The sequence below is a fragment of the Streptomyces hiroshimensis genome, assembly GCF_014650335.1.
GTDB classification, from domain to species: domain Bacteria; phylum Actinomycetota; class Actinomycetes; order Streptomycetales; family Streptomycetaceae; genus Streptomyces; species Streptomyces hiroshimensis.
Genome location: NZ_BMUT01000008.1, coordinates 157,917 through 172,860, shown reverse-complemented (window position 1 = coordinate 172,860; position 14,944 = coordinate 157,917). Strand labels below are relative to the sequence as shown.

13 protein-coding genes are annotated in these 14,944 nt (G+C 69.4%); 3 read left to right on the top strand and 10 right to left on the bottom strand.

Annotated elements, in window-relative coordinates; all coding sequences use genetic code 11:
* The first annotated feature begins 16 nt into the window (after positions 1-16).
* The 3 genes from IE241_RS19445 to IE241_RS19435 are packed head-to-tail and all read left to right on the top strand — an operon-like array spanning position 17 to position 3,081.
* Positions 17-994 (top strand): ABC transporter permease, encoded by a 978-nt coding sequence (locus tag IE241_RS19445; RefSeq protein WP_190023061.1) that lies wholly within the window; start codon positions 17-19, stop codon positions 992-994.
* 17 nt (positions 995-1,011) lie between these two features.
* Entirely contained in the window at positions 1,012-2,028 is a 1,017-nt protein-coding gene (locus IE241_RS19440) for an ABC transporter ATP-binding protein (protein ID WP_190023060.1), read from the top strand.
* 12 nt (positions 2,029-2,040) lie between these two features.
* Positions 2,041-3,081, top strand: a complete 1,041-nt coding sequence (locus IE241_RS19435; RefSeq protein WP_190023059.1) for an ABC transporter ATP-binding protein — start codon at positions 2,041-2,043, stop codon at positions 3,079-3,081.
* 166 nt (positions 3,082-3,247) lie between these two features.
* Here the strand turns inward: IE241_RS19435 and IE241_RS19430 are convergent, their stop codons facing one another.
* The 10 genes from IE241_RS19430 to IE241_RS19385 all read right to left on the bottom strand — a co-directional run bounded on the left by IE241_RS19430 (position 3,248) and on the right by IE241_RS19385 (position 14,867).
* Positions 3,248-4,300, bottom strand: coding sequence for an ABC transporter ATP-binding protein (locus IE241_RS19430; RefSeq protein WP_190023058.1), 1,053 nt, complete (start codon positions 4,298-4,300; stop codon positions 3,248-3,250).
* Positions 4,290-5,306 carry an ABC transporter ATP-binding protein gene (locus IE241_RS19425; protein WP_190023057.1) on the bottom strand — a complete coding sequence of 339 codons (1,017 nt, stop codon included), beginning with the start codon at positions 5,304-5,306 and terminating at the stop codon, positions 4,290-4,292. Before IE241_RS19425 ends, IE241_RS19430 begins: the two co-directional genes overlap by 11 nt.
* An 11-nt stretch (positions 5,307-5,317) precedes the next feature.
* Positions 5,318-6,292, bottom strand: coding sequence for an ABC transporter permease (locus IE241_RS19420; RefSeq protein WP_190023056.1), 975 nt, complete (start codon positions 6,290-6,292; stop codon positions 5,318-5,320).
* Complete coding sequence (locus IE241_RS19415) at positions 6,285-7,208, bottom strand: ABC transporter permease (protein WP_190023055.1); 924 nt, start codon at positions 7,206-7,208, stop codon at positions 6,285-6,287. Before IE241_RS19415 ends, IE241_RS19420 begins: the two co-directional genes overlap by 8 nt.
* Before the next feature lie 7 nt (positions 7,209-7,215).
* Positions 7,216-8,838, bottom strand: coding sequence for a peptide ABC transporter substrate-binding protein (locus tag IE241_RS19410; protein ID WP_190023054.1), 1,623 nt, complete (start codon positions 8,836-8,838; stop codon positions 7,216-7,218).
* Between the two features lie 177 nt (positions 8,839-9,015).
* On the bottom strand, positions 9,016-10,098 hold the full coding sequence (locus tag IE241_RS19405) for an ABC transporter ATP-binding protein (protein ID WP_190023053.1): 1,083 nt from the start codon (positions 10,096-10,098) through the stop codon (positions 9,016-9,018).
* Entirely contained in the window at positions 10,091-11,152 is a 1,062-nt protein-coding gene (locus IE241_RS19400; RefSeq protein WP_190023052.1) for an ABC transporter ATP-binding protein, read from the bottom strand. The genes IE241_RS19405 and IE241_RS19400 overlap by 8 nt, the downstream gene beginning before the upstream one ends.
* Positions 11,153-11,165: 13 nt before the next feature.
* Positions 11,166-12,095, bottom strand: coding sequence for an ABC transporter permease (locus IE241_RS19395; protein WP_190023051.1), 930 nt, complete (start codon positions 12,093-12,095; stop codon positions 11,166-11,168).
* A gap of 33 nt (positions 12,096-12,128) precedes the next feature.
* Positions 12,129-13,052 (bottom strand): ABC transporter permease, encoded by a 924-nt coding sequence (locus tag IE241_RS19390; protein WP_229899507.1) that lies wholly within the window; start codon positions 13,050-13,052, stop codon positions 12,129-12,131.
* A 177-nt stretch (positions 13,053-13,229) separates the two neighbouring features.
* On the bottom strand, positions 13,230-14,867 hold the full coding sequence (locus IE241_RS19385; RefSeq protein WP_190023050.1) for a peptide ABC transporter substrate-binding protein: 1,638 nt from the start codon (positions 14,865-14,867) through the stop codon (positions 13,230-13,232).
* Positions 14,868-14,944: the final 77 nt, after the last annotated feature.

Sequence of the window (14,944 nt, the reverse complement as noted above, 5' to 3'; positions counted from 1 at the left end):
CCCCGGACGGCGGACCATGCTGCGCTTCCTCGCGCGCCGCTCGCTCGGCGCCCTCGTCATCATCGTGCTGATCAGCGCGATCACCTTCGCCCTGTTCTTCGCCCTGCCCTCCCAGCCGGCCCTGATGTCCTGCGGCAAGAACTGCACCCCGGACGCCATCGCCCTGATCAACAAGAACCTCGGCCTGGACGAGCCGGTGCCCGTGCAGTACTGGCACTACATGGCGGGCATCTTCACCGGCCGCGACTTCACCGTCGGCCACTGCCCGGCGCCCTGCTTCGGCTACTCCTTCTCCAACCAGCAGCCGGTGTGGGGCACCATCGTGGACCGCTTCCCCACGACCTTGTCCATCACGCTCGGCGGGGCCGCCGTCTTCCTCGTCGTCGGCGTCGGCATCGGCATGATCGCCGCCGCCTTCCGGGGGACCTGGATCGACAAGTTCTTCAGCTCCCTGTCCCTCGTCGGCAACGCCCTGCAGATCTACTTCGTCGGCGTCATCGCCCTGGCCGTGCTCGTCAGCGGGCTGCACTGGATGGACAACCCGGCCTACCACCCGATCACCGAGGACCCCGTGAAGTGGTTCACCGGCATGCTCATCCCCTGGCTGGTGCTGTCCATCATCTTCATCGCCAACTACAGCCGGATGACGCGCTCCCAGATGATCGAGCAGCTCGGCGAGGACCATGTGCGCGCGGCCCGCGCCAAGGGGCTCGGGCGGCGCGCGGTCTTCTTCCGCTACGCCTGGCGGGGCGCCCTCGCGCCCATCGTCACCATCTTCGGCATCGACCTCGGATCGCTCTTCGGCGGCGCGATCATCACCGAGTTCACCTTCAGCCTGCACGGCCTGGGCCGGCTCGCGGTGTCCTCGGTGAGCGAGACCGACCTGCCCACCCTGATGGCGGTGATGCTCGTCGGCTGCACGGCGATCGTCGTCGCCAACATCGTGGTGGACGCCGCCTACGCCGTCATCGACCCGCGCGTGCGGCTCGCCTAGCGGTCAGGAGAACGCAAGTGACCCCCTTCCTCTCCGTACGCGACCTGTACGTGCGCTTCGCCACCGAGGACGGCACCGTCCGGGCCGTCGACGGCCTGTCCTTCACCCTGGAGCGCGGCCGCACGCTCGGCATCGTCGGCGAGTCCGGCTCCGGGAAGTCCGTCACCAACCTCGCCGTGCTCGGGCTGCACGACCCGCGCACCACCGAGATCCGCGGCGAGGTCCTGCTCGACGGGCAGGAGCTGACCGGGGCGCCGGAGTCCGTCCTGGAGAAGCTGCGCGGGAACAAGGTGGCGATGGTCTTCCAGGACTCGCTCACCGCGCTCTCCCCGTACTACACCGTCGGCCGGCAGATCGCCGAGCCGTACCGCAAGCACACCGGCGCCTCGCGCCGGGAGGCCCGGCTGCGGGCGGTCGAGATGCTGCGCCGGGTCGGCATCACCGATCCGGCGCTGCGCGTGGACGACTACCCGCACCAGTTCTCCGGCGGGATGCGGCAGCGCGCGATGATCGCGATGGCGCTGGTCTGCGACCCCGAGCTGCTCATCGCCGACGAGCCGACGACCGCGCTCGACGTCACCGTGCAGGCCCAGATCCTCGACCTGCTCAAGGAGCTCCAGCAGCAGACCGGCGCGGCCATCGTCCTCGTCACCCACGACCTGGGCGTCGTCGCCGGCACCGTGGACGACCTGCTGGTGATGTACGCCGGGCGGGCCGTCGAACAGGGGCCCGTGCGGGAGGTACTGCGGGCGCCCCGGCACCCGTACACCTGGGGGCTGCTGGGCTCCATGCCCCGGCTCTCCTCCGACGTCGGGCAACCGCTCACCCCCATCCCCGGCACCCCGCCCAGCCTGCTGGCCCCGCCGCCCGGCTGCCCCTTCCACCCGCGCTGCGCGTACGCCGCGTCCGTGGCGGAGGACCGCTGCCGCACGGAACGGCCGTCCCTGCCGCCCGGCCGGGGCGCCGCCTGCCACCTCGGGGAGGAGCGGCAGCGGAGCGTGTTCGCTGAGCGGATCCGACCCCGGCTCGGCTGAGGAGTACCGACCATGGACGAGAAGAGCCCCCGGGTCGGCGAGCCGCTGCTCGTCGCCGAGAACCTCACCAAGCACTTCCCCGTGCGGGGCGGATTCCCCATCCGGCGGACCGTCGGCGCCGTGCAGGCCGTCGACGGCATCGACCTGACCGTACGGGCCGGGGAGAGCTTCGGCCTGGTCGGCGAGTCCGGCTGCGGAAAGTCCACGACGGGCCGGCTGCTCACCCGGCTGCTGGAACCGTCGGCCGGGCGGATCCTCTACCGGGGCGAGGACATCACCCACGCGGGCCGCAGACAGCTCGCCCCCGTCCGCTCCGAGATCCAGATGATCTTCCAGGACCCGTACGCCTCGCTGAACCCCCGGCAGACGGTCGGCCGGATCGTCTCCGGGCCCATGGAGATCCACGGCATCGAGCCGCCGGGCGGGCGCGAGGCGCGTGTGCGCGAGCTCCTGGAGACCGTGGGGCTGAACCCCGAGCACTACAACCGCTTCCCGCACGAGTTCTCCGGCGGGCAGCGGCAGCGGATCGGGGTGGCCCGGGCCCTCGCCCTCGGACCGAAGGTCGTCGTCGCCGACGAGCCGGTGTCCGCGCTGGACGTCTCCATCCAGGCGCAGGTCGTCAACCTGCTGCAGCAGCTGCAGCGCGAGCTGGGGATCGCCTTCCTGTTCATCGCCCACGACCTGGCCGTGGTGCGGCACGTCTCGCACCGGGTCGCGGTGATGTACCTCGGCAGGATCGTGGAGACCGGCTCCCGCGAGGACATCTACCGGCGGCCGCGCCACCCGTACACGCACGCGCTGCTGTCGGCGGTCCCGGAGGCGGCGGACGCGGACGGCACGACGCGGCGCGAAAGGATCCGCCTCACCGGGGACGTCCCCTCCCCGGTCGCCCCGCCGTCCGGGTGCCGGTTCCGCACGCGGTGCTGGAAGGCGCGGGACCGCTGCGCGACGGAGGCGCCTGCGCTGGCGCGGGCGGACGGCTCGGGGGAAGGGCATTTGTCGGCCTGCCACTTCCCGGAACCGCCGACGACGGCGGCACGGCCCGAAGCCTGACGGGGCGCGGCGCGCCCAGGGGGGCTTGTCGCGGGGTGACACCCCGTGCGTCTTGCCCAGGCAAGAGAATCCCGCCGCAACGGCGCTCAGCCACCACGGCGCATCCCGGCGGTGCCGGACCGGCCCAAGGCCGTACGGCACCGCCGGACACCCCGGTGGGGGCTGATCACCGTCGCGGCGGAAGGTCGTCGCCCGGCAGCGGGCGCTCTTCCGCGTAGTGGCACGCCGACGCGTGCGCCTCCGGGCCGCCGCCCTCCAGGAACCAGTCCGGGATCTCCAGCGGCGGCACCACCCGCGCGCACTTCTCCTGCGCCTTCCAGCACCGGGTGCGGAACCGGCACCCGGACGGCGGGTGCGCCGGAGAGGGCACGTCCCCGGTCAGAAGAATGCGCTCGCGTCCCTCCCGCGCCCGCGGGTCCGGCACCGGTACGGCCGACAGCAGCGCCTGCGTGTACGGGTGCGTGGCGTGCTCGTAGATCTGGACGTCCGTGCCCACCTCGGCGAACCGCCCGAGGTACATCACCGCGACCCGGTCCGAGATGTGCCGGACCACCGACAGGTCGTGGGCGATGAAGACGTAGGACAGGTCGAACTCGGCCTGGAGCCGTTCGAGCAGGTTGACGACCTGGGCCTGGACGGAGACGTCCAGCGCCGAGACCGGCTCGTCGGCGACGATCACCTCGGGCCGCAGGGCGAGCCCCCGGGCGATGCCGATGCGCTGCCGCTGGCCGCCGGAGAACTGGTGCGGGTAGCGGTTGATGTACTCGGGGTTGAGGCCGACGACGTCGAGCAGTTCGCGGACCTTGGCGCGCCGGTCGCCCTTGGGCGCCACCTCGGGGTGGATCTCGAAGGGCTCGCCGATGATGTCGCCGACGGTCATCCGCGGGTTGAGCGAGGTGTACGGGTCCTGGAAGACCATCTGGATGTTGCGCCGGACGGCCTTCAGGGCGCGCCCGGACAGCCTCGTGATGTCCTCGCCCTTGTAGAGGATCCGCCCCGACGTGGGCCGCTCCAGGTGCACGAGGAGCTTGGCGACCGTGGACTTGCCGCAGCCGGACTCGCCCACGATGCCCAGCGTCTCGCCGCGCCGCAGGCCGAAGGAGACGCCGTCGACGGCGTGCACGGCCCCGATCTGCTTCTTGAAGAGGATGCCCTGGGTGAGCGGGTAGTGCTTGACCAGGTCCTGCACCTCCAGAATGGCCTCGCCGTTACCCGGCATCGTCGAGGGTCTCCTTCCAGAAGTGGCAGGCGCTGGCGCGCCCGGGGGCGACGTCGAAGAGCGGCGGCCGGTCGGTGCGGCAGATCGCCTGGGCGCGCGGGCAGCGCGGGTTGAAGGGGCAGCCGGCGGGGATGTCGGTGAGGCTGGGCGGCAGGCCCTTGATGGCGTAGAGCTCCTTGCCCTTGTGGTCCAGGCGCGGGATGGAGCCGAGGAGGCCGACCGTGTACGGGTGGGCGGGCGCGGCGTACAGCTCGTGGACGGACGCGGTCTCGACGATCCGCCCGGCGTACATGACGGCGATCCGGTCGGCGACGTCCGCCACGACGCCCAGGTCGTGGGTGATGAGGATCAGGCCCATGTTGTACTCGCGCTGCAGTTCGGCGAGCAGGTCCATGATCTGGGCCTGGACGGTGACGTCGAGGGCCGTGGTGGGCTCGTCGGCGATGACGAGGTCCGGCTCCAGCGCCAGGGCCATCGCGATCATGATGCGCTGGCGCATGCCGCCGGAGAACTGGTGGGGGTAGTCGCCGGCGCGTTCGGCCGCGGCGGGGATGCGCACGCGCTCCATCAGCTGGACGGCCTTGTCGCGGGAGTCCTTGCGGGTCATCCCGTCGTGGACGGAGAACATCTCGCCGAGCTGGGCGCCCACGCTCATCACGGGGTTGAGGGCGGAGAGCGCGTCCTGGAAGATCATCGACAGTTTGGCGCCGCGGATCCGGCGCCGGGCCTCCGCGCCCATGGTCAGCAGGTCCTGGCCGCGGAAGAGGACCTCGCCGCCGGTGATGCGGCCGGGCGGGGAGTCGAGGATGCCCATGACGGCCTGCGCGGTCACCGACTTGCCGGAGCCGGACTCCCCCAGCACGGCGAGCGTCTCCCCGGCGCGGACGCTGTAGCTGACGCCGTTGACGGCCTTGGCCACGCCGTCCCGGGTGCGGAACTCCACGTGCAGGTCGCGCACGTCCAGCAGGGGTACGGCGGCGGCCGCCTTCTCGTACTGCTGTGTCATCCGCCCGCTCCTCAGCGCAGCTTGGGGTCGAGGGCGTCGCGGACCGCGTCGCCGAGCATGATGAACGCCAGCACCGTGATGCTGAGGGCGCCCGCGGGCCACAGCAGCATGTGCGGGGCGTTGCGGATCTGGGTGGAGGCGTTGGAGATGTCGATGCCCCAGGACACGGTGGGCGGTTTGAGGCCGACGCCCAGGAAGGAGAGCGTGGCCTCCAGGGCGATGTACGTGCCGAGGGCGATGGTCGCGACGACGATGACGGGGGCGACGGCGTTCGGCGCGATGTGCCGCAGCAGCAGCCGGGTGTCGCCCGCGCCGAGGGCCCGCGCGGCCTGCACATAGTCGTGCTGCTTGGCGGTGACGACGGAGCCGCGGGCGATGCGGGAGATCTGCGGCCAGCCGAGCAGCACGATGAAGCCGACGACGGGCCACAGCGAGCCGCTGGTGACCACCGAGAGGAAGACCAGGCCGCCCAGGATGATGGGGATGCCGAAGAAGATGTCGGCGATCCGGGAGAGCAGCGCGTCCCACCAGCTGCCGAAGAAGCCGGCGAGCCCCCCGAGCACGCTGCCGAGCAGGGCGGCGCCGGCGGTGGCGCAGATGCCGACGGTGATGGAGGCGCGGGCGCCGTAAACGGTGCGGGTGTAGACGTCGCAGCCCTGGGTGTCGAAGCCGAAGGGGTGGCCGGGCTGGGAGCCCTCCTGGGCCTTGGCGAGGTCGCACTGCAGGGGGTTCCCGCTGGCGATGAGGCCGGGCCACAGGGCGATCAGCACGAGGAAGACGATGATCAGCGCGGAGACCAGGAAGACGGGGTTGCGGCGCAGGTCGTGCCAGGCGTCGGACCACAGGCTGCGGGCCTTGCCGCTGGCGGGGGCACCGGGGAGCGGGCCGTCTTCGAGGGTCGCCGCGTCGCTGGTGGCCAGCGACGACGCGGCGCCGTCGGCGGGGATGACGGCTGCGTCGGGGTCGGAAGGATCGAGCTCAGGCATAGCGGATCCTCGGGTCGAGCACGGCGTAGAGGAGGTCGACGAACAGGTTCGCCAGCAGGAAGACGATGACGAGGATGGTCACGAAGCCGACGACCGTGGGCGAGTTCTGCCGCAGGATGCCCTGGTAGAGCTGGAAGCCGACGCCGTGGATGTTGAAGATCCGCTCGGTGACGATGGCGCCGCCCATCAGCGCGCCGACGTCGGTGCCGATGAAGGTGACGACGGGGATGAGGGAGTTGCGCAGCAGGTGCCGGGTGACGACGCGGCGGCGCGGCAGGCCCTTGGCGACGGCCGTGCGGACGTAGTCGGCGCGGGAGTTCTCGGCGATGGAGGTGCGCGAGAGGCGGGTGACGTAGGCGAGGGAGGTCAGGGCGAGGACGATGCCGGGCAGCAGCAGTTCGTCGAAGGGCGCCTCGGGGGACACCGACGGTGAGACGATCCCCCACTTGACCCCGAAGAGGTACTGCAGCACGTAGCCGCTGACGAAGGTCGGGATGGAGACGACGATCAGGGTCAGCAGCAGCACGCTGGTGTCGACGGAGCGGCCGCGCCGCAGGCCGCTGAGGACGCCGAGGGTGATGCCGATGACGATCTCGAAGAGGATCGCCACGAGGGTCAGCCGGAGGGTGACGGGGAAGGCGTCGGCCATCAGCTCGGTGACCTTCTGGCCGTTGAAGGCCGTCCCGAAGTCGCCCGAGAGGATCTGGCCCATGTAGTGCCCGTACTGCTTCCACAGGGGCTCGTCGAGGTAGAGCTCGCGGCGGATGCGGGCGGCGGTCGCGGGGTCGGGCGCCTTGTCGCCGAAGAGGGCGGCCACGGGGTCGCCCAGGGCGTAGACCATGAAGAAGATCAGGAACGTGCTGCCGATGAACACCGGGACCATCTGGAGCAGCCGCCGGATCACATACCGTCCCATGGACGCGTCAGCCCACCTTGATCTGCTCGTAGACGGGCACGCTGAAGGGGTTGAGCGTGACGTCGGAGACCCGGTCGGAGTAGCCGGCGCTGCCGTTCTGGTACCAGAGCGGGATGGCGGGCATCTCCCGGGCGAGGATCCGCTCCGCGTCCTGGAACTTGGCGTTGGCCGCGCCCTGGGAGCTCTCGGCGTTGGCCTCGTCGACGAGCTTGTCGAACTGCGGGTCGCTGAACTTGCCGTAGTTGGAGGAGGCGTCCGTGTAGTAGAGCGGCTGGAGGAAGTTCTGGATCAGCGGGTAGTCCATCTGCCAGCCGGAGCGGAAGGGGTTGCTGAGGCGCTGCTCGGAGATCTGGTTGCGGAAGTCCGCGAAGGTGCCGACCGGGTTGACGATGCAGGCGTTGTCGTTGCCGAGGGCGTTGTTGATGCTGTTGCAGACGGCGTCCATCCACACCCGGTGCGAGCCGGTGTCGACGTTCGAGGTGAGGGTGATCCGGCCGCCCGGCAGCCCGCCGCCCTCCTGGATGAGCTTCTTCGCGGAGGCGGCGTCGAACGTGCACGCGTCCCCGCACAGGCCGGCCTTGTAGCCGCCCTTTTCGCCGAGGGCCGGTGAGGTCCAGTCCGTCGCCGGGGTGCGGGTCTTCTGGTAGATCTGGTCGGTGATCTGATCGCGGTTGATCGCCATGGACAGCCCGCGGCGGACCTTCTCCATCCCGCTCTTGGACCAGTTCGCGTCGTACATGGGGAACGCGAGGGTCTGGATGATGCCGGCGGGCTGGTTGATGTAGCGGTCGCCCAGGTCGTTCTTCACGTTCTTCAGCTGGGCGCTGGGGATGTCGTCGACCAGGTCGAGGTTGCCGGCCTGCAGGTCGGTGTACGCGGTGTTGTTGTCGGTGTAGACGCGCAGTTCCACGCCGCTGTTCTTCGCCTTGTCGTCGCCCGGGTAGCCGTCCCACTTGGTGAGCTTCATCGCCGAGCCCTTGGCGTAGGAGTCGATGGCGTACGGGCCGTTGCCGACGGGCTTCTTCAACCAGGCCGCGTGGTCGTCGAAGAAGGCCCGGGGCAGCGGGGCGTAGGCGGTGTAGCCGAGGGTGTCGGGCCACGTGGAGAACTTGGTCTTCAGCTTGACCGTGAAGGTCCGGTCGTCCTTGACGACGAGCCCGGAGAGGGTCTTGGCGGTGGCGGCCCCGCTCGCCGGGTGGACCTTGTCGTAGCCGTCGACGTATTCGAAGAAGGAGGCGTTCTTCTGCTTGTTGTCGACGAGGGCCGCGTAGTTCCAGGCGTCCGTGAAGGACTTCGAGGTGACCTTCTCGCCGTTGGAGAAGGTCCAGCCGTCCTTGAGCGTGATGGTGAAGTTCTGCTGGTCGGAGGTCTCGATCTTTTCGGCCAGCATGTTCTCGGCCGCCCCGCTGCGCGGGTCGTAGCGCTTGAGCCCGCGGAAGATCATGGCGAGCACCTTGCCGCCCTGGACCTCGTTGGTGTTGGCCGGCTCCAGCGGGTTCTGCGGGTCGCCCCAGGAGGAGCGGACGACCCCGGTCCCGCCGCCCCCGCCTCCCCCGCACCCGGCCGCCGCGGCGGCCAGCACCGCCGACAGTGCACAGACGGCCCACCGGGCGCGCGTGGCTCCACGCATCGAGTGCCTCCTCCAGGTCCCAAGTGTCGCTTAGGCCCAGATAACACCCCATTCGGTGGTGTGATGCACCTCTGTGACGGCTTTCCCCGGCCGAACCACACGAAAGGGCTCCCCCGGCGCGGCCGGCGGCCACTGGTCGCCGGCCCGGGAGAGCCCTTATCCGTCGTACGGCAGCCGTTACGCGGCGCCGACCACCTGCTTCACCTCGGCGAAGTGGCACGCCGACTCGTGCGCCGCCGGGGTGTCCTCGCCCTCGTAGAGCGAGGGCACGGCCAGCAGCGGCATCTCCTCGGCGCACTTGTCCTCGGCCTTCCAGCACCGGGTGCGGAAGCGGCAGCCGGACGGCGGGTTGGCCGGGGACGGCACGTCACCGGTGAGGATGATGCGCTCGCGGCCCTCGCGGGCCTCCGGGTCCGGCACGGGGACGGCCGACAGCAGCGCCTGGGTGTAGGGGTGCGTCGGGTAGTCGTAGATCTGGGTGTCCGTACCGATCTCGGCCATCTTGCCCAGGTACATCACGCCGACGCGGTCGGAGATGTGCCGGACGATGGACAGGTCGTGCGCGATGAAGAGGTAGGAGAGGTTGAACTCGTCCTGGAGCCGCTCCATCAGGTTGATGACCTGCGCCTGCACCGAGACGTCCAGCGCCGAGACGGGCTCGTCGCAGATGATGATCTCGGGGTTGAGCGCCAGGCCGCGGGCGATGCCGATGCGCTGGCGCTGACCGCCGGAGAACTGGTGCGGGTAGCGGTTGACGTACTCGGGGTTGAGACCGACGACGTCGAGCAGCTCCTGGACCCGCTTGCGCCGGTCGCCCTTGGGCGCCACCTCGGGGTGGATCTCGAAGGGCTCGCCGATGATGTCGCCGACCGTCATCCGCGGGTTGAGCGAGGTGTACGGGTCCTGGAACACCATCTGGATGTTGCGGCGGACCGCCTTCAGCGCGCGCCCGGACAGCTTGGTGATGTCCTGGCCCTTGTAGAAGACCTCGCCGGAGGTGGCCGTCTCCAGCGTCATCAGCAGCTTGGCGACCGTGGACTTGCCGCAGCCGGACTCGCCGACGATGCCGAGGGTCTCGCCCTGGTAGAGGTCGAAGGAGATCCCGTCGACGGCCTTGACCGCACCGACCTGCTTCTTGAACAGCAGGCCCTGCGTCAGCGGGAAGTGCTTGACGAGGTTACGGACCTGGAGGATCGGCTCCCGCTGACCCGGCGCCCCGGCCTGGCCGGCCTGCTCGGCCTGCTTGGTCGCGTCAGCCATGGATCGTCTCCTTCCAGAAGTGGCACGCGCTGCCGCGGCCGTCGAGCTCGGTGCCGTCCTGCTCCGTCACCGGGTGCAGGGCGGGGATGTCCTCCCTGCAGACGTTCTGCGCCTTGGGGCAGCGCGGGTTGAAGGCGCAGCCGGTGGGGATCCGCAGGAGGTTGGGCGGCAGGCCCTTGATCGCGTACAGCTCCTGGCCCTTGTGGTCCAGGCGCGGGATCGAGTCCAGCAGGCCGCGGGTGTACGGGTGCGCGGGGCGCTTGTAGAGCTCGTGCACGGGCGCGGTCTCCACGATCCGGCCCGCGTACATCACGGCGATCTTGTCGGCGACGTCCGCCACCACGCCCAGGTCGTGGGTGATCAGGATCAGGCCCATGTTGTACTCGCGCTGCAGCTCCGCGAGCAGGTCCATGACCTGGGCCTGGACCGTCACGTCGAGGGCCGTGGTCGGCTCGTCGGCGATGATCAGGTCCGGCTCCAGGGCCATCGCCATCGCGATCATGATGCGCTGGCGCATACCGCCCGAGAACTGGTGCGGATAGTCGCCCACGCGCTGCTTGGCGGCCGGGATGCGCACCCGGTCCATCAGCTCGATCGCCTTGGCCTTGGCGTCCTTCTTCGACAGGCCCTGGTGCACCCGGAACATCTCGCCGAGCTGGTTGCCGACGGAGAAGACGGGGTTGAGGGCGGACAGTGCGTCCTGGAAGATCATCGCCATCTTCGGGCCGCGCAGCTTGCGCCGCTCGCTCTCCGGCAGCTTCAGGATGTCCTGGCCGTGGAAGAGGATCTCACCGCCGGCCACACGGCCGGGAGGGGAGTCCAGGATGCCCATGATGGCCTGGGCGGTGACGGACTTGCCGGAGCCCGACTCGCCGAGGACGGCGAGGGTCTCGCCGGCGTCGACGCTGTAGCTGACACCGTTGACGGCCTTGGCGACGCCGTCGCGGGTCTTGAACTCGACGTGCAGGTCGCGCACTTCGAGCAGGGGGCCGGTCTTCTTGCCGCCCTGAGGGGCCGCGCCGGGCGCCCCTTCGGTCTTTTCGGTCGTGGTCATCGGGACGTTCTCCTCAACGCAGCTTCGGGTCGAGGGCGTCGCGCAGCCCGTCGCCGACGAACACAAATCCGAGCACCGTCAGCACGATCGCGGCACTGGGGTACGCCCACAGGAAGTCCTTGACACCGAGGAAGTCCCTGGCGGAGGAGATCATGTTGCCCCACTCGGGCACCTCGGGGCTCACGCCGATGCCGAGGAAGGACAGCGACGCCTCGGCCACGACGGCGGTGCCGACGCTGAAGGACACGTACGACATCACGGCCGCGATGGAGTTGGGCATGATGTGCCGCAGGATGATGCGGCTGGTGCCCGCGCCCAGGGCGCGGGCCGCCGTCACGTAGTCCATCTCGCGCACGGACAGGATGCTGGAGCGCAGCAGCCGGGCGACGGTGGCCCAGCTGAAGACGCCCAGCGAGATGATGACGGGCAGCACGCCGCGGCCCATCACCAGGATGATCACGATCGCGCCGATGAGCAGCGGGAACGCGAAGAAGATGTCGGCGACGCGCATGATGGCGCTGTCGATCGCCTTGCCGAAGTAGCCGGACAGGGCACCGAGGACGCAGCCGATCAGACAGGCCAGGAAGATCGAGGCCAGACCGACGACGACCGCGATGCGGCTGCCGTAGATGATCCGGGAGAACTGGTCGCGGCCGAGGGCGTCCGTGCCGAACCAGTGGTCCCCACTGGGGTCCGCCAGGGTGTTGGTCAGATCCTGCGCGTACGGGTCGTGCGTCGCGATCAGCGGTGCCGCGGCGGCGATGGCGAAGAGCAGGGCGACCAGGACGAGGCCGACGACGGCCAGCCGGTTGGCCATGAAGCGGTGGCGGATCTCGCCCCACTGGGTGATGCGGGCCGGTGCGGGCTCGGCGGTGTTGTTCGCAACTGCTGACTGTGCGGTCGCGGCGTCCGGCCCCTGGTCGCTCTTGGTGAGCTCAGTCATGGGTGACTCCTAGAACGGGGTATGACCTGGCGGTCAGCTGAGGCGGATCCGCGGGTCGAGCACCGCGTACAGCAGATCGACCAGCAGGTTGAGCAGGACGAAGACGGCGACGCCGTAGGTGACGACACCGACGATGATCGGGTTGTTCTGCTGCTGGATCGCGGTGACCAGCGCGAAGCCGATGCCGTCCCAGTTGAAGATCGCCTCGGTGATGAGGGCGCCGCCGAGCAGACCGCCGAAGGAGATACCGATGTAGGTCACCACGGGGATGATCGAGTTGCGCATGACGTGCTTGAGGAGCACCGTGCGGCGCGGGAGGCCCTTGGCGATGGCCGTCTTGACGTAGTCCGCGCGCAGCACCTCGAGCATGGTGCCGCGCATCAGCCGGGCCACGAGGGCCGCGTCGATGATGGCCAGCGTGAAGGCCGGCATGATCAGCGAGTTGAACGACCCGTCCGAGATCAGCGGGAACCAGCCGAGGTTCACCGCGAACTGGCTCTGCAGGATCATGCCGATGACGAAGCTGGGGAAGCCGATCGCCATGGTCGTGAGCAGTGTGACCAGCACGTCCCAGAACGAGTATCTGAACAGGGCCGCGATGAGGCCCGCCAGGATGCCGAGCACGACGTCGATGACGATCGCCGCGACGGCCAGCTTGGCGGTGTTGCCGAGCTTCGGCGAGAGCACCTCGGTGACCTCGCGCCGCTGGGTGTAGTCCTCGCCGAGATCGCCCTGGACCAGGTTCGACACATAGGTGCCGTACTGCTCGACGAGCGGCTTGTCCAGCCCGTAACGCTCGCGCAGTTGCTGGATGACGGCGGGGTCGCGCGCCTTGTCACCACCGAGAGAGCCGACCGGGTCTCCCGGAAGAACGAACAGACACGCGAACAGGATGAGCGTCGCACCGAAAAGCACGATCACCATCTGCCCGATCCGCCGGATCACATATTTGCCCACGTTGCCTCCTTGACTTGCTGCCGCCGTGGGGCGCTGCCCGTCGCCTCGGGGAAGGGGGAGGCGAGCCGGCGCGGCGGCCCTCGAAGGGCCGCGCGCACGCCAGGCGAAGGCCGTGGCACCTCAAGCCGTAGCTCGGGGTACCACGACCTTCACGGGACTTTGGCTAGAGGGTGACGGTTACTTGATGCCGATCTCGGCGATGTTCGGGTCCTCGAAGAAGTCCAGCTTCAGGCCGGAGAACTTCTTGGAGTTCGCGAGGCGGTACTGGGTGCGCTTCCACGTCGGGATCGCGGCCTGGTCCTCGTCGATCGCGAGCTTCTCGGCCTCCTGGTACACCTTGGTGCGCTCGGCGGCGTCCTTGGTGTTACGGGCCTTGACGAGCAGCTCGTCGAACTTCGGGTTGCTGTAGCGGCCGCGGTTGTCGCCCTGGGCCTTGCCGGCGGCGTCCGGGTTGATGCCGCTCGTGGACAGCAGCGGGGTCAGGAAGTTGTCGGCGGTCGGGTAGTCCGCGGACCACGCCTGGCGCCAGAGGCCGGTGGTGCCCTTCGCCTGCTGCTTGGCGAGCGCCTCCTTGAACGGCAGGGGCTCCAGCTTGATCTTGACGCCGAGCACGTCCTCGACCTGCTTGGCGACGGCCTGGACCCACTCCTCGTGGCCCGCACCGGTGTTGAAGCCGAAGCCGATGGTGTCGCCCGGCTTCAGGCCGGCCTTCTCCGCGTACTCCTTGGCCTTCGCCTTGTCCTGCTTCATGCAGGAGGTGCACTGGTCCGCCTTGTAGACCTCCTTGAAGGTCGGCGGCAGGATGGCGGTCGCCGGCTCCTGGAGGCCCTGGAAGACACCCTTGGCGATGGCCTCGCGGTCGATCGCGTAGGAGATGGCCTTACGGGCGTCGGCCGACTTCATCGGGCCGTCTTCCTGGAAGGTCAGGATGTAGTTGATGCCCGGGCTGTCGAACTTGATCCACTCGCCCTGCGGGTCGTACTTCGCCTTGGCGACCGGCAGCTGCGGGGTGGGCATACGGGCCCAGTCGAACTCGCCCTTCTCGAAGCCCTTGTACTCAAGGGTCGCGGCGTTCGACGGGTTGAGGATCGTGAACTCGACCTTCTCGACCGCGGGCTTCTGCAGGGCGTAGTCGTCGTTGCGGACGAGCGAGATCTTCTTGTTGTGCTCCCACGAACCGGCCATCTTGAAGGGGCCGTTGCCGATGGGCGCGTCGTTGAACGCCTTGTTGTCACCGGCGCCCGCGACCTTCGGGACGGGGCTGTAGACCGGGTGCACCGTCTTCTTGTCGAACTCGAAGTCCGGCTTGGAGAGCTTCACCTTGATGGTGTTCTCGCCCTCGGCGGTGGCGCCGGTGAGCTTGTCGCTCTTGCCCGCGTGCAGGTCCTCGTAGCCGACGATGTTGTCGAGGTGGTAGCCCACGTCGGAGGCGGAGGCCTTGGCCCCGCCACGGGTCCAACCGCGGATGAACGCCTCGGCGTTGACGGGCTCACCGTTGCTGAACTTGGTGCCCGGCTTGACCTGGAACTCCCACTCGTCGCCCTTGTCGTTCGCCTTGGACGAGGTGGCGAGCAGCGGCTTCAGGGTGCCGTCGTCGTTCACGCCGTACAGGCCCGTGAAGAGCTGACGGGCGACCAGCGTGCCCTCGGATTCCTGGGCGTTCACGGGGTCGATCGCGGTGGGCTCGGTGATACCGAGCCGGAAGACCGCGCCGCCCCCCTTACCGCTGTCATTGCTGCCGCCGCCACAGGCGGTCGCGGCCATCGCCACGACTATCGCGCCCACGACCCACTTGGCGCTCTTGGCACCGCGCATGGGTATGCCTCCTCAAGAGTCCACTTTTCACTACGAGAGAGGCGCCGGCCCCACGCTGACACCCCTGACAGCGGAGA